This window comes from Mucilaginibacter sp. BGA-UO-ETr-C110 (assembly GCF_059567985.1).
Genome location: NZ_JCAQPB010000002.1, coordinates 359,679 through 378,887, shown reverse-complemented (window position 1 = coordinate 378,887; position 19,209 = coordinate 359,679). Strand labels below are relative to the sequence as shown.

The following is a 19,209-nucleotide window of genomic DNA, read 5'->3' as shown; positions in this document are numbered from 1 at the left end:
ATCAAAACGATAATGCTATTTATATAAATTTGCGCATATCGTTACCTATGAAAAAATTCATTCTTTTTATTGCAGTCTTTTCGCAAGCTATAATTGCATTTGGCCAGACAGACACGGTTCAAAAAATTACACCTGACCGCAAAAACAGCATAAAACAACAAAATAAGCCTTACGTCATCCTTATTTCTGCCGATGGTTTTAGATATGATTACGCTAAAAAATACCAGGCCACACACCTGCTTGCTTTAAGCAAAGGAGGCATTAGCGCGGCCTCTATGGTTCCTTCATACCCTTCGGTCACTTTCCCTAACCATTATGCTTTGGTTAGCGGTTTATATCCCTCGCATTCAGGCCTGGTCAATAATGCTTTTTATGATCGTGACCGGCATGATTCCTATTATATGGGCGCGAAAGCCAAAGTAGCTGATGGTTCCTGGTATTATGGTTCACCACTATGGGTATTGGCCGAGCAGCAGCGTATGCTTTCGGCCAGTTTTTACTGGGTGGCATCAGAAGCGGCTATACAAAACGTTCGCCCTACTTACTATTATACCTATAACGAAAAGATAGACATCCATGATCGCATCGATGCGGTGGTTAAATGGTTAAAACTACCCCCGGCCGAACGTCCGCATTTGATCACCTTCTACTTTCCGCAGGTTGATCATGCCGGGCATACTTTTGGCCCCGATGCGCCCGAAACGGCCCATGCAGTGCATTTTGTAGATTCAGCGGTTAATGAGCTGAACAAAGCTGTAAAAACCACCGGAATTAAAGCAAACTTCATTTTTGTATCAGACCACGGCATGACCAATGTCGACAAAGAACATCCCATAGGTATTCCTGCGGCTATTGATACCTCTAAATTTATTGTTTCCGGCGATGGCATCCTGGTAGAGCTTTACGCGAAAAACAAAATAGATATCGACGCCGCTTATAAGCAATTAAAACAGGAAGCGGCTGATTACGATGTGTATCTTAAAACCAATATCCCGGCCAGGTTACATTATGGCCAAACCGATGACTGGCATAACCGCATTGGCGACATACTACTGATACCCCATTATCCTAAAGTGTTTAACTTATATAACAAGAAAATAAACAAAGGCTGGCATGGATATGATCCAACTCTGGTTAAGGATATGCACGCTACCTTCCTGGCCTGGGGCCCTGCCTTTAAAAAGCATATAACTATCCCATCGTTCGAGAACGTAGCGGTTTTTAACCTGGTAAAAAGTATATTAGGACTAAAATATACCGGCAAGGTTGATGGTACAGATAAGCTGGCACATACCATCCTGATTAAAAAGAAGTAAAAATATCACCTGTTAGGCATGACCAATATTTATATACCCGAAGCTACCGAAAACCAAAGCAAGATCACTGCGGGTAATATTTCGTTTGTGCATTACCAGGAACAGGATAGCTTTAAAAATATCCGGGTGGTATTTAACTGTTATGCCATCAGCTTTGTGATCAACGGCGAAAAGGCTGTCTATCGTCCGGCTGATAATACGGTGGTACATACTGGCGAAGGCATTGTGTTACCCGAAGGTAACTCCATTATGGCCGAGCATACCTTTAACGACCATCAGTACAGCAGCATCCTGGTGTTTTTCCCGGCAAGTGTGGCTATTGCTTTTTTAAATAAACACCGGCTGAACACCAAAACCGCGGCCACTCCGGATTATATCAAGTTCAGACAGACCAATTACCTGGCCGGCTATATTAAAAGCTTGCAGACTTTGATACACGAAGGGCAAAATTTACCTTATGAACTGGCGGTGAATAAGGTGGAAGAGCTGTTGCTGGTTTTACTGCAAAGTCACCGGTCGCAATTGATTGCTTTGTTGCAAAGTAACGCCCCCTCACCTGCCCTGCTATTAAAAAATGTAGTGGAGAACAATCTTTTCAATAACCTTACCCTCGAAGAACTGGCTTTCCTGGCCCATAAAAGCCTGGCATCATTTAAGCGCGATTTTGAAAAGGCTTACCACATTGCTCCCGGCAAATACATCCGCGAACGCAAACTGGAAATAGCCCGGCAGGAGTTATCGCAGGGAAAAAACGCTACGTCGTTATACCTTGATCTGGGTTATGATAACCTCTCGAACTTTTCATCGGCCTTTAAAAAGAAATTCGGGGTAAGTCCTAAGCAATACCAGCTCGGCGCACAATAAATACTCCACCCCAATACGTCATCCGAATTTATTTCGGGATTCCACATACTGTGTTAGTCGATATGCAGAGCACCTATCCTACGTGTGAGATGCTGAAACAAGTTCAGCATGACCAGGGGGGTATTGATATGAGCCGTTTTCAATAGTTTTTGAGCCTGCAACAATAGCTTCAAAGTATTAAACGGGCGCAATTTTGGATAAATAAATATTATCCAAAAGATCATGAAAACATTCTTCTTATTTGTGCTGGCCATAAGCCTTGGCTCCATCGTAAATGCGCAAACCTTTACCCTTAAAAGCAAAGATCTGGGCGGCCAATTCACCAATGAATTTATCGCTAATACTTTTGGCTGTAGCGGCAGCAACAAATCTCCCCAGCTGGAATGGCAGAATGCGCCGGCAGGCACACAAAGCTTCGCGGTTACTATTTATGATCCGCAGGCACCTACCGGCAGCGGCTGGTGGCACTGGGTTATTTTTGATATCCCCACCAATGTACATGAGTTAAACCAGGGTGCGGGCAATCCATCAGCAGGAATAGCGCCGGCAGGCAGTATACAGGGAATTACCGATTTTGGCGTTACCGGCTATGGCGGCCCATGCCCGCCAGAAAATGACGCGCCTCATGGCTATGTGATCACGGTTTATGCCTTAAAAGCAGCAAAACTTGGGGTTGATAATAAAGTTTCGGCAGCATTAACTGGTTTTATGCTTAATCAAAATGTGATAGGCAAAGCATCATTAGTGGTATATTATAAAAGATAAGGTGTATGGACGGGCTAACGTGGTATCGACTCACCCCGCCGAGCATAGCGATGACAGGGTGAGTCGACGCCGCCCTGCATTTTCGGGTGGATGTAACGTTGTACATACATATGGGTAATAATGGGGCTTGCTATTTTTAATTAGCCAAATATTTTGTTATTTGTAATAGCTTTAAAAATCCCACCGGTTATGCACAGAAGAAACTTCCTGAAAACAGGCTCATTAGCAGGTTTAACTTTATCAACTTTAGTGGCCGCGTCATGCAGCCAGCCATCGGCAGAAAAAAAGACCGATGATGCTGCCGACAACAAAGACGACCTGTTTGAACTATCGGAAGTTACCATCTCTTATCTGCAACAAAAAATGCAGGCTAAAGAGTATACCTCGCGCCTGATCACCGAACTTTACCTGAAGCGTATTGACAAAATAGACAAGAACGGGCCAAAGCTTAACTCCGTCATCGAACTCAATAAGGATGCCCTCAACATGGCCGACGCCATGGATAAAGAACGTGCACAAGGCAAGGTCCGCGGCCCTTTGCATGGCATACCTGTACTGATCAAAGACAATATCAATACCGCCGACAATATGCACACTACCGCCGGCGCGCTGGCACTGGCTGATAACTTTGCCAAACAGGACGCTTTCATTGTACACAAACTGCGTGAAGCCGGCGCGGTAATCCTGGGCAAAACTAATTTAAGCGAATGGGCCAATTTCCGCTCAACACACTCCACCAGTGCCTGGAGCAGCCGTGGCGGGCAAACCAAATGCCCTTATATATTGGATCGTAACCCGAGTGGTTCAAGCGCCGGTTCAGGATCGGCAGCAGCGGCTAATTTGTGCGCCGTAGCTATCGGCACCGAGACGGATGGATCTATCGTATCCCCATCATCAGTAAATGGCTTGGTGGGCATTAAACCTACCGTAGGCTTGTGGAGCCGTACAGGCATCATCCCCATATCTAAAACACAGGATACCGCCGGCCCCATGGCCCGCACCGTTCAGGATGCTGCCATTGTTTTAGGTGTACTGGCCGGTATCGACGCGCAGGACAGTTATACCCTTACCAGTAAAGGAAAAGCTGCTGCAGATTATACTAAATTTTTAGATGCGAATGGGTTGAAAGGCAAACGCCTTGGAGTGGAGAAATCGGCACTGGAGGGAAATCCGGCGATGGTTGCTTTGTTGAAGGATGCCATCAACACGCTGAAAGCCAAAGGTGCAACCATTGTGGAAGTAGAACTGAACAAAGCACTGAAAGACATTAGCAGGGGTGAGTTTACCGTACTGCTCTATGAGTTCAAAGATGGTGTCAATAAATACCTGAGCACGGCCAACAGCAAAGTAAAAACCCTGGCCGATGTGATAGCTTTTAACAAGCAGAACGAAGCTAAAGCAATGCCCTTTTTTAAACAGGAAACGCTGGAACTGGCTCAAAGCAAAGGCGACCTCAACAGCAAAGAATATCTGGAAGCCCTGAAACAAACCAGCGAAGGCACCCGCAAAGCCATTGATAAAATACTGACCGACAATAAACTGGATGCCATCATCGGCCCAACCAACGGACCAGCTATCTGTATCGACCTGGTCAACGGCGATTATGACAATGGTTTTTCATTTTCAGGACCGGCGGCTAAGGCCGGCTATCCGCATATCACCGTACCTATGGGTAAAGTACATGAGTTGCCGGTGGGCCTTTCGTTTTTTAGCACCGCTTATAAAGAAGCCGACATCATCACCCTGGCCTATGCCTACGAACAGGCCTCGAAAAAAAGGGCCGAGCCTGTTTTTAAGCCAGACCTGTTTGCGTAGCTTTGTTATTATGGCAACAACCCCTATACCTAAAAAGATACTGGCCAGGCAGCATGAAATAACCGGCGACTTTTTGAAAGCCGTTGATCAGCACCTGGACGACCTGTTGCAACACAAGGTTATGGATATGATGGAAATCCGCGATTTTGCCGATCAACTGCACATCCACCCTACACATTTAAGTAATACCATCAAGTTAACCACAGGCCATGCCCCCTGCTACTTTTTTGAAGAAAAGATTATGCGGATAGCTAAAGAAATGCTCCGAAACAGCGCTGTATCCGTTGCAGAAATCGCTGCCCAGCTTACCTTTGATCCTTCTAACTTTACTAAGTTTTTTAAGCGCTTTGAGGGAGTTACACCAAAACAATACCGTGAGGGCGTTTTGATCAAACAATATGAGCAGGTAAATTGAAAACATCAATGCGTCATCCTGAGTAGTACGGTTTCGCCGCAATCTGAAGGAGAAATATCTTTCTTAAAGACAAAACAGGGTGTCATGGTGAGCCCGTCGAACCATGGTGGGCAGGCCTCTACCCGCGAGTCTTCGACAAGCTCAGACTGACAGGCCTTTTTTATATATTCTTTATACCTTAGTATGACAACACAGCTAAACCACGAAATAAGTACCATTTAATCTGAAACAGTTACCATTTAAACTGAAGTAGTCACCATAATTACAACACTATTTAGCTGCAACTTTGTATCATAAATAATAAACAAAAATAAAATGAGTACAAATAAAATAGCTCTTGTTACCGGCGGCAGCCGCGGCTTAGGCAAAAACGCGGCCCAGCACCTGGCCAAAAAAGGAATTGATGTAATACTTACCTATCGCAGTAAAAAAGAGGAAGCAGAAGAAGTTGTTGCCTCCATTGGAAAACTGGGTCAAAAAGCGGCCGCACTGCAATTGGATACCAGCATTGTTAAATCATTTGATGGTTTTATCGGTCAGCTTACCGCGGTGCTGCAGGAAAAATGGGGCCGTAATACTTTTGATTTCCTGATCAATAATGCAGGTATCGACGCACCTTCGAAGTTTGCCGAAACCACCGAAGAGGATTTTGATAATCTCGTGAACATTCATTTTAAAGGCGTTTACTTTTTAACCCAAAAAAGCCTGCCGGTTATTGCCGATGGTGGCCGTATCATCAATTTCTCAACCGGTTTAGCCCGCTTTTCTACCCCGGGTTACGCGGCTTATGCTTCTATGAAGGGCGCTATTGAGGTACTGACCAAATACCTGGCCAAAGAGCTGGGGCCACGTGGCATCGCGGCTAATGTGGTTGCACCGGGCATTATTGAAACCGACTTTACCAAAGAGGCCTTTTCGCATGAAGGCATGCATGATAGGATATCCAGCATCACTGCTTTAGGTCGCCCGGGCATGCCGGATGATATTGGCGGTATTGTGGCCTTTTTATGTACCGAAGAAGCCCGCTGGATCAACGCGCAGCGTATTGAAGCTTCGGGCGGTATGTTCTTGTAATTAATAAAGACATTACAAAAAGGAGCCATTTGGTTTATGATAAACCAAACGGCTCCTTTTTTATCTTATCCTGTTTCCGAATCTTTTTTAAAGTTTCCGGGAGGTATCTCTTCTTTGTTCGTCCTGTCCTCTTGGTATCGCTTTCTGATCTTTGCTATCATCATTGCGGGTTTTGGGCCCTTTAAATCTGTCGTGCATAAATGAGTAAGTTTGGCGTGGCTCTTTAAGCAGAGGCTCAATAATATCATAAGGATAAACTCTTTCGGTGCTATCTGTTTTACTTGTGGGGTAACGTGTTTCGCATTCCGCACGGATAGCCGGCTCTATTAAGCCATGTCCCTGCTCATAATAAACCAGGGTGATCTTTTTAACCAGGATACTGGTAGCGCCTGTGTTTTCGCTTAAAATATGCTGTTCAATGGCTGCTTTCAAGGCGTCTGTTGCTACGATAGCGGTGGCGGATACCGGTTCACCCTTAAACGAGGCCCAGTGTTTGGTAAGCCCGGTGAGCCTGCCTTTTTCGGCCATTTGAATCACAATGCGTGAATGTCCTTCAACCGGGATGTCACCAAATTTGCGATCAAGCCTTACGGTGGTGAATTTTTTATAAACGCTGGTATTACCCTTTTCATCATGAACACCTACGTTTAATCCGCCAACGTGCGATACCACGTAGTCATTAGGACTACTGCCCAAAAGCCCCAGCTTTCTTATATGGGTTAATGCCATGGTTGAGGCTGAATCTTTAGTTAAAAGATCCCGGGTAGATTCATTTCCCGCATAAGCTTTCATGCCAGTATTTAAGCTGATGTCGCCATTTTCTAAATTAATATTCAGCACTGCTGATGGATCGGTGGGGCTCTTGTACCAAAGCATGCCATTTTCTCTTACCGGTTCTTTCAAATTAAACTTGTCGGCAGCGCCTGCATAAGCAAGTGATTGTGTTATAATTTTTTGCGCGGCCTCCAGGTCCAACTTTGTTTCACTAATTTGATAGGTATTTAAAGTTACTTTTTCATAATCCGGAAAAACGGCAGCCTGATCATAAGTGATCTTGTTTTTTTCGGTGCCCGGCCTGTCTTTTCTGTGGCAGGCTGTTGCTGCTATAATAAGTATAGCCAACAGGAGCATTTTTGAAGTATTTGACTTTTTCATCGATCTGATTTGTTTTAAGGTGATGAAACTATTCCGGGCAATCATGTGATAAAGGCTCATGATAGTTCCATAAAATTTAATATTTAACTATTAGTACTGATACCAGATATGCAATCTTTGATCGCCGGGTGCCGGATCTACAACGAATGAAGCATGGGTATCAAACTGACATGTTGGGTTCATGACGCATGCACCCAACTCATCGCCCCTGCCTTCGTTGTTAATGGCATCAAACCACGATTGCCAAACTCCGTAACCAGAATGTATGGCACTTCCATAATAATCCGTAATATCCTGATCAGTTGATTGCCATGACAGGGTCCTGAAACCGCAGGCCTGGTGCAGACCGTCAAATACGGCCCCATCCTTAACCCAATTGCTCCACCAGTCGGCTTTTTCCAAGGGACTTGGTACCACATCGCATGATTCAAAAGCAATAAACTCACAATTCCAGTCGCCATAACCTTTATTAGAGGTATTGCCGGCAGTTGCCAGGTTTACACCGCCCGAAGTTGTGCTGACAAACCATTGATTGCCATGTCCGGCAAATATGGCAAAGTCCATAGCATCAACCCGGCTGTTGTTACTACTGGTAAATTGAAAATCATAGGCCCAGTAATATTGTTCATAACTGAAGTGCTTTAAAAAATTGTACACTACTTCATCATGGCCCTGATCTTTGGTTCCGGCGTACCCGCCTTCCATTCTATCAGCCCCTTTTGAATTGTAAGCTGCGATCATTACAATTGCAGACATCATTATAATCACCTTTTTCATTGATGTATATTTTTTGCCTATTCTTTTTATCCCGTTTTCGGCTTACCGGGCGCTTACTCTTTTATCAGGATTTTCGGCTTTATTCCTTTTAATTGATGATGCTTTATTTATAAATAACTCTTTTTCAAATTGTTATTAGTAAATCTAAAGACATAAAAAAGGAATAAACCCAGTAGTTTTACTGTTTAGCGGTAGTACTTTTACGCTATTTATTTAATAGAAATCGGGGGGCTGACATTAAATAATCCGTCGGGCTTTTTAAATAAATCATACTTTTATAAAACTTAATCAACCTGATGATATGGAATTTGGCCGTGTTACCCCGCAAGAATTAGCTACTGTAGATTTTACCCTGCCGCCCGATACAGCGCTTACTTTAAGCACCCTGGAGGCTGCAAAAAGTAGTGAACCATTACAGGTTCGTGTGGGTTGCGCAAAATGGGGCCGTAAAGAATGGGTGGGCCAGATCTATCCGCTTAAAACCAAAGAAGCTAATTTTTTGGATGAATACGTAAAACACTTCGACTGTATTGAGCTCAATGCTACATTCTACAATGTTTACGGGCCCGATACCATTACCAAATGGAAAGCCAAAGCCGACAGCAATCCCGATTTTAAGTTTTGCCCAAAATTTTCGCAAAGCATCAGTCATATCCGCAGACTAAAAAATGCCGAAGATATCACTACCAGCTATTATGAAGGGGTTATGGCTTTTGGCGATAAACTGGGACCCATGTTTTTGCAACTGAGCGATAATTACACCCCAAAAAGCTTCCCGGAACTAAAAGCGTACCTGGAGCAATTGCCCAAAGATGTACCTGTTTTTGTAGAGCTAAGGCATAAGGAATGGTTTGCTGTGCCCGAGAATAGTGAAAAGGTTTTCAAGCTATTTCATGACCTCAACATCGGCGCGGTCATCACCGATGCTACCGGCAGGCGCGATGTGGTACACATGAACCTGCCTACACCACATGCTTTTATCCGTTTTGTGGGTAATGGACTGGTGGGGGATAATTTTGATTCGGACAAGGCCCGTTTAGATGAGTGGGTTGCCCGTATTAAACAATGGCAGCAACAGGGCTTAAGATCGGTATGGTTTTTTATGCACCAGCATGATGAACGCTATTCGCCTATCCTGGCCGACTATGTAACTGACGAATTGAACAAAGCATTAGGCACGCAACTGCTTCGTCCTAAATTCATCGAAGCACAAAGTACCTTGTTTTAGTTAGATACCAGGCCCGATATCACGTTGATACTTAAGGCTACTATAGCAGTATTAAAAGCAAATGAGATCATTCCATGGATCCAGGCCAGGCGACGGATCTGCCGGGAAGAGATCTCCACGTCCGATACCTGGAAGGTCATGCCGATAACAAAGGAGAAATAAACAAAGTCGAGGTAATCAGGCTGTTTTTCATCACCCGGAAATTCAAGACCACCCAGTGTTTTCTTTTTACCGTCGTCATCCACATCAGTGGTATAATACATATGCGCATAGCGTAGTGTAAATATAGTATGCACCAAAATCCAGGAAACAATAACTGATGCCATCCCCAGCAAAACATGCTCGGTTACCGCTTCTGGCGATAGGTGTTTGGATGATTTAAGCAGAAAAAATATGGCCAGTGTGCTCACTATGGAAGCTACGATCACAAACAGGAATATCAACGTACGGCTGGAATCCTGGATCCGGGCTATCTTACGCACTTCTAATGGGTGCGAAGACAGGATGATCACCCAATCCATAATGATAATAGCAAAGGCAAAGGCAATCCAGGTGACCAGTATTACCGCAGGCGTACTACAGTGCCCTAGGGACAAAAGCAAAACGATGCCACTTATTACTAATGAAATAAGCACCCGGTAATGAGCATCCAACCGAAACCAAACCTTTGATTTTATTTTATTTGCAGGCATAAGAAAGTTTATACCGTAAATATGGTGATCAATTGTGTAGAATTAATGAATTAATTGGATTAAAGATCAAAGATTTAGGGATCAAAGACAAAAGTAGCTTTTAGCTTTAGGCCTTCGGCTTTAAGCTTTAATCCTCTTCCTCCACTATCCAGGCAACACGGCCAACCTGCCCATCATCTAACTGAACTTTGATACCCCGGGAATGATAAGCGGAGCTGGTCAACAGTCTTTTTACAAAACCACGTGTAAGGGTACCCGTACGCTGATCTTTTTTCAGGATTATGTCAACCTCCAGGCCTGGGTATATATCGCTTCTGTTTTGTCCGTTCATATGGGTTAAATTATTTCACCAGTTCTTTTATCGCCTTATCAACCTTTTCAAAATCAAAATTGGTCAGTAATTTATCAAAAGCAGCTGTAATTTGCTCGTTGCCGAGGTTGCCTATGCTGCCTTCGTGGGTATGGTTCACGGTTTTGTCGGGGTTAAAATCGCCCTGTTCAATGGCCAGTCCTATTTGTTTGTAGGCATCACGGAAAGGTGTGCCGTTTAATACCATGCGGTTCACTTCTTCCACGCTGAAGAGGTAAGCGTATTTGGGGTCTTTTAAAATATCGGCGTTTACGCTGATGTTTTGCAGCATAAAGGTAGCCATATGCAGGCAGCTTTTCAGGTCGGCAAAAGCCGGGAACAGTAATTCTTTCAGTAATTGAAGCTCACGGTGATAACCCGATGGCAGGTTGGTGGTCATCATGGCTACATCGGTCGGCAATGCCTGCAGGCGGTTACATTTGCCACGCATAATTTCCCAAACATCGGGATTCTTTTTATGCGGCATAATGCTGCTGCCCGTGGTCAGTGTATCCGGATAACTTACAAAGGCAAAGTTCTGACTCAGGTATAAAGCCTGATCCATCGCCATTTTAGCCAGCGTAGCCGCGATGGACGACAAAGCCTGTGCGATGATCCGCTCAGTTTTACCGCGCCCCATCTGCGCATATACTACGTTATAATTTAAACTATCAAAACCCAGCAACTGGGTGGTTAAAGTACGGTTTAACGGAAACGACGAACCATAACCTGCAGCCGAACCCAATGGGTTCTTATTAGTGATACGATAGGCCGCCAAAACTAGCTCCAGGTCATCGGCCAGGCTTTCGGCATAAGCGCCAAACCACAAGCCAAATGACGATGGCATGGCTACCTGCAAATGCGTATAGCCAGGCAGTAAAACATCCTTATGCTTTTCGCTGAGGGTAATTAACTGGCGAAACAGCGTTTCTGTTTCTTCAACCACCTGCTGTAGCTGGTAGCGGAAAAACAGTTTCAGGTCAACCAGCACCTGGTCGTTACGGGAGCGGCCGCTGTGAATTTTTTTGCCGGCATCACCTATACGTTGGGTAAGCAGCATCTCTACCTGCGAGTGTACATCCTCTACCCCATCCTCAATGGTAAAACCGCCTTTTTCAATATCGGCGTATATGGCTTTTAACTCGCGCTGCACCAGGTCAAGATCGGCAATATCCATCAATCCTATGCTTTGCAGCATACGGGTGTGGGCCAATGATCCTAACACATCAAAGGCTGCCATTTGCTCGTCAAATTCCCTGTCGCGGCCAACAGTAAAGCTCTCTACCAGTTCATTTACGTTGGTAGTTTTTTGCCATAACTTACTCATGGTGCAAATATGTGAATTATTGTGTAATTACTATTTGGTTTGTTGGAATTAGCAAAGCTACTTTGCTACGTCATGCCGAACTTGTTTCGGCATCTCACCAGCAATGTGTACTATGCAAGGTTACCTGTCCTGTGGGATCCCGAAACAAGTTCGGGATGACCTATATTGAGGTTAAATTAATTTATTTAAAATATTCTACTAAATCTATAGGAATTATATAAATAGTTTTTATATTTGCAGGGTCAACAACGACAAATAGTTCTTTATGACGCTTATCAAGAAAGACTGAGGGAAAGGCCCAAAGACGTCTTAGCAACCTGTACATCCGCATAATGTAAAAGGTGCTAATTCCTGCTCCGTATAGGAGAAAGATAAACAAAGATCTTACCCTTCCATCTTCCATAAGTGATTTATAGTTTTTTTTAAAAAGTCGCGTGACCGAGAGGATAGGTTAAGGTCTGCAAAACCTTCTACGGCAGTTCGAATCTGCCCGCGACGTCAAATTTTCCTTCTACTGTTTGTCATCCTGAACTTGTTTCAGGATCTCTCAGGATTAGTAATCTGCCATACTTTACGCTGGTATTCCTTAAAAGTTTACACTATACCTGGTCGAAACCCTGAGATAGGGATAGGTTTTGTCTACATCCGGATGATCCTTGTAATTACCCTCCAACCTGAAATAGCCCGACTCCGCGCAAATAGAAAACCCCTTAATGAACATATAGCTCAGCTCGCTCGAAACCGCATGTAAAAAGTAATGCGAATTGTTGCCGTTAACCGTTATCATCCATCCACCCCGGTAATTAATTCCGTAAAATATTTTATTAAAAATGCTGATGGTTCCCCCAGCATTAATGGCAAAGCCTGGCCCGTAGTCATAATTACGACCTTTAAAAAGATAAGGATCAGGTATAGCGGCCAGCAATATGGGGCCTGCACCAAATGAGGTATTGATCTTGAGGTTTTTATTAAACCTGTACTCCGACAACATATTAAACTTAACACTTTGCCCGCCATAAAAAAATGCCCGGTTATGGATATAATCGTAATTGGCCGATAGGATCAGCAGGTTCCTGATATTATCCTTAATGGAAATATCCCAGCCGGCAAGTGATCCGTACACACTGATCACATTAACATTGGTACTGTCATCCTGCCCAAATTCGGCGGTAACAGCTATATTGCTGAAAGGCGTTTTTAAATCTTCGGAAGGGTCGCCATACAACATCCGTGCCCGGCCGTACCAGCCAAAATGCCCGCCCGCGCGTAAACCTTTGCCGCTTTCATTTACATTACGCAGCCCCAAATCCAGCTCTGCGCTGATGCGGGTTGAGTCGCGATCCTTTGGGCTTCCGTACACCTTACCCCATTTACCATCCAACAGGCGATTAAGCCCGTTCATGGGATTTACTATAAACCCAAGCACCTCTCTCGCCTGTCTTTTAAAACCGCGTTGCCTGTTGTTCACGATCTTGTTGGAGAAGCGGTAGGTCATTTCGCCCAATACAATACCCCCGAAGCTGGTATTGATAAGATCATTTGGTGCCGGGGCCTGGTTTTCGGCAAAGGTTTCCCATAGGTAGCTGCCCGCCACAGCTGCCGGGGCCGATTGCCAAAACGTATATCCATTGCTGCGAAACGCGCTGTAAAACAAACTGCCGTGGTAAGGGTGACCAAACTGATTGGTTTGGAAAGGATCATTATCCCAGGTCCAGCTGCCGGGATTCAGGTTATGACCAACCGTTTTCCAGGAGATCCGGGCGTAGTCTTTTTGGGCCACGTAGCGGTCAAAGATCCAGGGTGTCAGTTCAGCTATCAGGAGTTCGCCTACAGCACGGCCAAATTTTTTCTTGATCAGTGTATCCCTAAAGTTATCCTGAGCCGAATGCCGGACAACGGGAAGCCTGTGAAAAGGCACCTGTGCCAAAAGCCCTCCGGTATTTATAATGAAGATAAAAAGCAGTAGCAGCCGCCTTAATTGAGTGAAACAGGTATGGGTATGCATCATCTAAAAACAGGTTATGACGACGATGTATCCCTCCGGCCGTACCCACAAATCGTTATCAGGACTGATATATCAGCATCTTGTTGATGTCAAAGAGTTGTATAAACTATAACTCAGAAGAAAATAAGCGGGACAATTGTTTTTGATCTACCTTAATTAAATTTACTAAAATTTAACTTTGGATTAACAGGCAGGCAAACTATTAAGCGGATGCGTTGGCCTGGCCTAAAAAATGGGATTGAAATAGCTATGCTTACAAATACATCAGCCCTTTAAACCCACCCGTTTCATAATAAAATGGGGCAAAGTTTTCGGCCTCAGCCAGTTCGCAGCTTACCTGCATGGTGGTAAAAGTTACATCGCCAAAAATATTGGCTATGGCGGTATCGGCAGCATCCCGGCCGGTGGCTATTTTGATCAGGCCGTTGAGCGGTACCAGTTTAGTAGCATCAAAAAGCACCCAGTTGCCACCCAGGTAGGCCTCAAAGCAGGCATGAAAATCGGCAGGTTTCAGATGATAAGCATAGCCGGTAAAATAGCGCGCCGGTATAGTGAGCGCCCGGCACAGGGCTATACCCAGGTGGGCAAAATCACGGCATACCCCTACCTGCTCGGTCACAGTATCAAAGGCCGATGTTTGCGCATTGCTATAACCGCTCAAGTATTGCACATTGTTATGGATCCAGTCGGTAAGGGTAACCACCTGCTCAAACGGATTATCGATATGCCCAAACAGGTTATGCGCCAGGCGGTATAACTTGTCCGACTGGCAATAGCGGCTCGGGTTCAGATAAGGCAGCACTCTTACATCCAGCTGGGCAACCAGGGTTTCTTCCTGCCGGCTGTAATCAATTACCTCGTAGTAATTATCAACCAGGGCATTATAGGTAACTTTAATGGTTCCTGGTTCCGCCACTTCAAAACGGATCAGCCGGTTTTCGGCCTGTGCTGATACCAGCTCTTCTACCTTAATATAAGGTTCAACCGTAAACTCCTCGTTCAGCACGGCCTGATGGGGCGTGCGCAGGGCATGTATATTTAATATCAATGTGCCGGGCGACTGTACCACATACTCCATTTGGGTAAACACATTGAACTTCATAATTATTGATTTATTGAGTTAGTGACTTTTTTCTTGCTCCGGTGCCATTAACTTAAGAAGCTGGCTCCATCGGGGTCAAAGGTCGGTAGCAAACAATGGAACAAAAGTCTCGTGCCCTTAGGTACGATACCACCGCGTTATATATCAGAGGAAGATGTAGCGGACCTAACGGTACGCGGGATACCCTCTTTCAATCTTCTACTACCGACCTTTAACACCTACGGTGTTTGCTTAAGTTAATGATATTACTTCAGAAATCCTTACTCCAAAAATCTTTTCATCCATTCTTGGTTGTAATTTCGTTTAGTTTTTCAAATGCCGGATCCATCCAGGCTTCCGAAACGTGGTTAAGGGCGTTCTTCAGCTCTTCTGCCCATTGTGCCGATATAAACTCAAGGTCCTTTTTCTCATACCGCTGCTCCACCACCTCAAAGCTGTCCTTTTTATACAATACCACATCAATCGGAAAATCCACGTTATTGGCGCTTACCCGGGTCGAATCAAAGGACAGAAAACCGGTTTTAAGGGCCAGTTTCAGGCTCGAATTTTCGGTAAGGGTACGGTTTAAAATAGCCTTGCCATGCGCGGCGTTCCCGATAACCACATAGGGCGAACCCTCGCCTAACTCTACCCAGTTACCTTCGGGATAAAGCAAAAACAACTTGTGTTCATCATCATCCTGAAGCTGCCCGCCAATAATAGTATTCAGATCAAACTTAAAACCGGCCTGCTCCAACGCCACCTTGTCTTCCACGGCCGCCAGCTTTACCTTCTCACCAAAGGCATTTACGGCTTTGTACAGCTTATTAAACTCCCTGGTTTCCAGCTGTTCGGTAAAGTAAGTAATGGCCTTATCCCGTACCGAGCGCAAACCGCTGGTCATGATAAAAAGCGAAAAATGATCTTTTTGTGCTATCGTGATCTTCTTTTTTACAGTAGTATCGGTTCCTGTAGTAATGCGGGTATCGGCAATAGCCAGCAACCCTTCTTTAACTTTAATTCCCAGACAATAGGTCATCTTAAAAAAACGTAACGCGTTAAAAATTCCGAAACCACCAAAGTACTTAAATAAAGGGAGATTATGTGTAGAATGAGCAAATTGGTTTTGGAAATCGCGTTTAAAAAAATGCATCTTGTCATGCCGAATTTATTTCGGCATCCCACAGGATATTCACTCTTGCCAGATCTGGGATTTGCCTGTTGCAGACTTATCCTGTGCTTACCTGCGAGTGGGATGCCGAAATAAATTCGGCATGACGTCCGCTTTTTAAATTCTTCTTTCAGCTTCAGCCAACGGTTTAAATTCAAGTACACAAAATGGCTTTAGCCTAAATTCTCCGCAGAGCATTCTGCATGCGATCCTATTCAATTTAAATTTTTGTTGGCTAAATCGTTATTATTCGGTATTCTTGAACTTTTGCGCATAACCCCAGCGCACCTGCTTTACCTGAATAAAACAAACATCAATGACCGAACACAAACTTAATCCTGAGGTACTAAAAACCAAACAACACTTTGAAATTCTGGACGGACTGCGGGGAGTAGCAGCTTTCGCCGTGGTGACCTTCCATTTTATGGAAATAGCTTATTCCGATTACAGTCAAAACTTTATCGGGCATGGTTTCCTGGCGGTCGATTTTTTCTTTTGCCTGTCGGGTTTTGTGATCGGATATGCTTATGACGACCGTATTGGCAAAATGGGGATCATGGAGTTTTTTAAATCCAGGATCATCAGACTGCATCCCCTGGTTATTTTCGGTTCGGTGCTGGGTTTGTTAGCCTTTCTTTTCGATCCCTTTGGCGGCCACCCGGAACTGTACAGCACAGGCAGGCTGATACTGTTATTTTTAATGTCTGTACTGCTTATTCCCTTCCCGGTTATGAGTGACCGCTATTTTAATCAGTTCGGTTTTAACGCACCCGCATGGTCGCTGTTTTGGGAGTATATAGCCAATATTGTTTATGCTCTTGTGCTTTGCCGTGTTCATAAGCGTGTGCTTCTTGCGCTCACTATATTGGCGGCACTGGGCATTTGTTTTGTGGCGCAGCACTCCGGCAACCTGATGGGTGGCTGGGGTAAGGGCAACTTTTGGGATGGCGGCGCCCGCATCAGTTATTCATTTTTAGCCGGTTTGCTGGTATACCGCTTTAACTGGATCATCAAAAACAAACTGGGCTTTTTAGGTCTGGCGGTATTGCTGGCTTTAGCTTTCCTGATGCCTTTCTCCAATAAATGGAACTGGCTTACCGAAACGCTGGTCGTGATCTTTTACTTCCCGCTACTGATAGCCTTAGGTGCCGGAGCCGTGCTAACGCAAGGCATAAAGAAACTTTGCGTATTCTCCGGAAAAATATCATACCCGCTGTACATGACCCATTACGCGGTCATGTGGATGTTTGGCAACTACTACGCTGCCCACAAACCTGGCCCAGGCCAATTGGGGCTTATTATTTCGATATCGGCGATCCTGCTGATTGGAATAGCTTACCTGGTAATGGTGATCTATGATATCCCGGTACGCAGATATCTGACAAGCAAAAGGAAACAAGGGTAAATATTGACCCTCTCCGTAATTTTTCGTATATTTATATCAAACGACAGCCCGGCCCCTTTCTCAAGGGTGCCGGGCTGTTTGGTTAAGGCAACAGGAGAGCCAAAAACCACCCGTTAAATATACAATCAACTATATATCAATAATTTAATACTTTTTAAACCTTTCAAAACTCATCAAAACCGTGTTAAAATTTGTTAAAATCAGGTTTTTTCGACGGTTTTTGAGTCGTTTTTGCCCCATTTTCGGGCCGAAAAGTGTTAAAATTTAAGGTTTAAAAAGTTTTTAAACCGAGTTTATAAAATATAGAACACTGCCTGTTTTTGTTGCTGGTTGTTGGTTACCATGTCGGTCACCTGGGGCATTTCGTCTTTCAGCATTTGCTTCAGGTCCTGCTCAATTTTCCGGCTGATGGCGGTGGTTGGTGTATCGGTTGGCATGTTCTCAAATGGGTCCTGCAAATGGATGGCCATTTTCTCGATCAGGAAAAATGCCGACGAAATAGCGATCACCAGGGGTACCTGCAGTATGCCAAAAAACTCGATCAGGCTAAATGGCAGCAGCAGTACAAAAAACAGTACCAGCCAATGTATATACACACTGTACGTAGCCGGGAACACCGTATTTTTGATACGCTCGCAACCGCCCATAGAGTTGGTAAAACCAGTGAGGGTGCCGTCCATAGCTACCTGCTGGTACTCGTTGATCCAGCCTAATTTGTACAGGGTGCGCAGATCATGTCCCTGTAACTCATTCAGCGCCAGCGGCACATGATCCATATCGCGAATGTTCCTGATATCGTCATCGCTCAAAAAAGCTTCCAGGTGCTGTTTAGCGTCCTGTTTACGCAAGTGGCGGCTCAAGCTGTAGCACCAGGCTATCTGCCGTTTTACTATCCGTTCTTTGAGGGCCCATTTTTCTTCGCCATCGTAACTACTATCGACAAAGGTGAGTACCTGGCGGGTAAAAGTGCGGCAATCGTTGACTATGGCTCCCCATAAAATACGGGCCTCCCACCAGCGGTCATATGCCTGGTTTGACCGGAAAGCCAGCAACAAGGATATAATAGTACCTAATATAGTAGGCACCGTTAAGGGGATAGACACCTCCTTAAAATTATAGTACTGGTGCATCAAATAAATAGCCGACGAATAAATGGCCACCAGGATGAGTTCTTTTTTTATTTTACCGAATACGTAAGTAACCGGGATGTTTTCTTTTAGCAGCATGATGTTTTAATAATTAAGGGGTTAATTACTGTTGTTCAATTAATTCCGGTTCCTCGGTAATCATATCAGCCATAGCGCCGGGTGTTTCGGTCAGGGCTAGTACCCGTTTCCCGCATTTTTCGATCAGCACTTCAGGGTCGATACTGTTTTTAAAAAGCAATTTGTAATTATCATGCGGTGGCACAATGGCATCCACCTCATGGGCATCCAGGTAGTTATTAAAAACTGCTACTGTACTGCCGTAAAAAATATCGATATGGATACGATTGATCAGGTGGCTGAAATCTTTCTCCATGTCGCGGCAGCGGATATAAAAATTATCCGGGATTTGCCTGAACTCTGTCGAACGGCGCGAAAGCATCAGCAGTTCGCCTATATTGTCAGTAATTTTCAGCATGTGCACCAGCCTGATATCCACTTTTTGCGGATAGTATTGCTGGGCTATATTGGGGATGCTTTGAAGTGATTGGTAGGTAAAATCGGTGGGGATGAACAGCGTTTTCATAGTCGTAATTATTAATGGTTTAACTTGTATAATTTTGTT

General features: G+C 44.5%; 18 protein-coding genes and 1 riboswitch. Of the genes, 8 read left to right on the top strand and 10 right to left on the bottom strand.

Annotated features, from left to right (window positions below; all coding sequences use genetic code 11):
• Window positions 1-47 precede the first annotated feature (47 nt).
• The 6 genes from AC57BQ_RS03060 to AC57BQ_RS03035 all read left to right on the top strand — a co-directional run bounded on the left by AC57BQ_RS03060 (window position 48) and on the right by AC57BQ_RS03035 (window position 6,249).
• Window positions 48-1,316 carry an alkaline phosphatase family protein gene (locus AC57BQ_RS03060; RefSeq protein ID WP_496404870.1) on the top strand — a complete coding sequence of 423 codons (1,269 nt, stop codon included), beginning with the start codon at window positions 48-50 and terminating at the stop codon, window positions 1,314-1,316.
• 18 nt (window positions 1,317-1,334) lie between these two features.
• A complete protein-coding gene (locus AC57BQ_RS03055) occupies window positions 1,335-2,180 on the top strand; it encodes a helix-turn-helix domain-containing protein (protein WP_496404869.1) in 846 nt (281 codons plus the stop codon).
• Between the two features lie 222 nt (window positions 2,181-2,402).
• Entirely contained in the window at window positions 2,403-2,945 is a 543-nt protein-coding gene (locus AC57BQ_RS03050) for a YbhB/YbcL family Raf kinase inhibitor-like protein (RefSeq protein WP_496404868.1), read from the top strand.
• 189 nt (window positions 2,946-3,134) lie between these two features.
• A complete protein-coding gene (locus AC57BQ_RS03045) occupies window positions 3,135-4,760 on the top strand; it encodes an amidase (protein ID WP_496404867.1) in 1,626 nt (541 codons plus the stop codon).
• A gap of 10 nt (window positions 4,761-4,770) precedes the next feature.
• Window positions 4,771-5,175: a helix-turn-helix domain-containing protein gene (locus AC57BQ_RS03040; RefSeq protein ID WP_496404866.1), complete on the top strand. Its 405-nt coding sequence runs from the start codon at window positions 4,771-4,773 to the stop codon at window positions 5,173-5,175.
• 315 nt (window positions 5,176-5,490) lie between these two features.
• Window positions 5,491-6,249 (top strand): SDR family NAD(P)-dependent oxidoreductase, encoded by a 759-nt coding sequence (locus AC57BQ_RS03035; RefSeq protein ID WP_496404865.1) that lies wholly within the window; start codon window positions 5,491-5,493, stop codon window positions 6,247-6,249.
• 87 nt (window positions 6,250-6,336) lie between these two features.
• Here the strand turns inward: AC57BQ_RS03035 and AC57BQ_RS03030 are convergent, their stop codons facing one another.
• Complete coding sequence (locus AC57BQ_RS03030; RefSeq protein ID WP_496404864.1) at window positions 6,337-7,404, bottom strand: hypothetical protein; 1,068 nt, start codon at window positions 7,402-7,404, stop codon at window positions 6,337-6,339.
• A 90-nt stretch (window positions 7,405-7,494) separates the two neighbouring features.
• On the bottom strand, window positions 7,495-8,181 hold the full coding sequence (locus tag AC57BQ_RS03025) for a DUF6345 domain-containing protein (RefSeq protein ID WP_496404863.1): 687 nt from the start codon (window positions 8,179-8,181) through the stop codon (window positions 7,495-7,497).
• 301 nt (window positions 8,182-8,482) lie between these two features.
• Between AC57BQ_RS03025 and AC57BQ_RS03020 the strand changes: the two genes are divergently transcribed.
• Window positions 8,483-9,409 carry a DUF72 domain-containing protein gene (locus AC57BQ_RS03020; RefSeq protein ID WP_496404862.1) on the top strand — a complete coding sequence of 309 codons (927 nt, stop codon included), beginning with the start codon at window positions 8,483-8,485 and terminating at the stop codon, window positions 9,407-9,409.
• Here AC57BQ_RS03020 and AC57BQ_RS03015 read toward each other — a convergent pair.
• The 6 genes from AC57BQ_RS03015 to AC57BQ_RS02990 all read right to left on the bottom strand — a co-directional run bounded on the left by AC57BQ_RS03015 (window position 9,406) and on the right by AC57BQ_RS02990 (window position 15,902).
• Window positions 9,406-10,101, bottom strand: coding sequence for a DUF1345 domain-containing protein (locus tag AC57BQ_RS03015; RefSeq protein ID WP_496404861.1), 696 nt, complete (start codon window positions 10,099-10,101; stop codon window positions 9,406-9,408). The genes AC57BQ_RS03020 and AC57BQ_RS03015 overlap by 4 nt on opposite strands.
• 127 nt (window positions 10,102-10,228) lie before the next feature.
• Complete coding sequence (locus tag AC57BQ_RS03010) at window positions 10,229-10,432, bottom strand: YwbE family protein (protein ID WP_321561795.1); 204 nt, start codon at window positions 10,430-10,432, stop codon at window positions 10,229-10,231.
• A gap of 10 nt (window positions 10,433-10,442) precedes the next feature.
• On the bottom strand, window positions 10,443-11,777 hold the full coding sequence (gene argH / locus AC57BQ_RS03005; RefSeq protein ID WP_496404860.1) for an argininosuccinate lyase: 1,335 nt from the start codon (window positions 11,775-11,777) through the stop codon (window positions 10,443-10,445).
• A 269-nt stretch (window positions 11,778-12,046) separates the two neighbouring features.
• Window positions 12,047-12,155, top strand: a riboswitch (SAM riboswitch).
• 208 nt (window positions 12,156-12,363) lie between these two features.
• Window positions 12,364-13,785 carry a DUF3943 domain-containing protein gene (locus AC57BQ_RS03000; protein WP_496404859.1) on the bottom strand — a complete coding sequence of 474 codons (1,422 nt, stop codon included), beginning with the start codon at window positions 13,783-13,785 and terminating at the stop codon, window positions 12,364-12,366.
• Window positions 13,786-14,035: 250 nt separating this feature from the next.
• Window positions 14,036-14,884: a transglutaminase-like domain-containing protein gene (locus AC57BQ_RS02995; RefSeq protein ID WP_496404858.1), complete on the bottom strand. Its 849-nt coding sequence runs from the start codon at window positions 14,882-14,884 to the stop codon at window positions 14,036-14,038.
• 277 nt (window positions 14,885-15,161) lie between these two features.
• Window positions 15,162-15,902: a proteasome-type protease gene (locus AC57BQ_RS02990; RefSeq protein ID WP_496404857.1), complete on the bottom strand. Its 741-nt coding sequence runs from the start codon at window positions 15,900-15,902 to the stop codon at window positions 15,162-15,164.
• A 448-nt stretch (window positions 15,903-16,350) separates the two neighbouring features.
• On the opposite strand from AC57BQ_RS02990, the gene AC57BQ_RS02985 reads away from it, so the two are divergent.
• Window positions 16,351-17,439: an acyltransferase family protein gene (locus AC57BQ_RS02985; RefSeq protein ID WP_496404856.1), complete on the top strand. Its 1,089-nt coding sequence runs from the start codon at window positions 16,351-16,353 to the stop codon at window positions 17,437-17,439.
• Between the two features lie 293 nt (window positions 17,440-17,732).
• Here AC57BQ_RS02985 and AC57BQ_RS02980 read toward each other — a convergent pair whose 3' ends face one another.
• Complete coding sequence (locus tag AC57BQ_RS02980) at window positions 17,733-18,665, bottom strand: bestrophin family protein (protein ID WP_496404855.1); 933 nt, start codon at window positions 18,663-18,665, stop codon at window positions 17,733-17,735.
• Window positions 18,666-18,690: 25 nt separating this feature from the next.
• Window positions 18,691-19,170 carry a hypothetical protein gene (locus AC57BQ_RS02975; protein ID WP_496404854.1) on the bottom strand — a complete coding sequence of 160 codons (480 nt, stop codon included), beginning with the start codon at window positions 19,168-19,170 and terminating at the stop codon, window positions 18,691-18,693.
• Window positions 19,171-19,209: the final 39 nt, after the last annotated feature.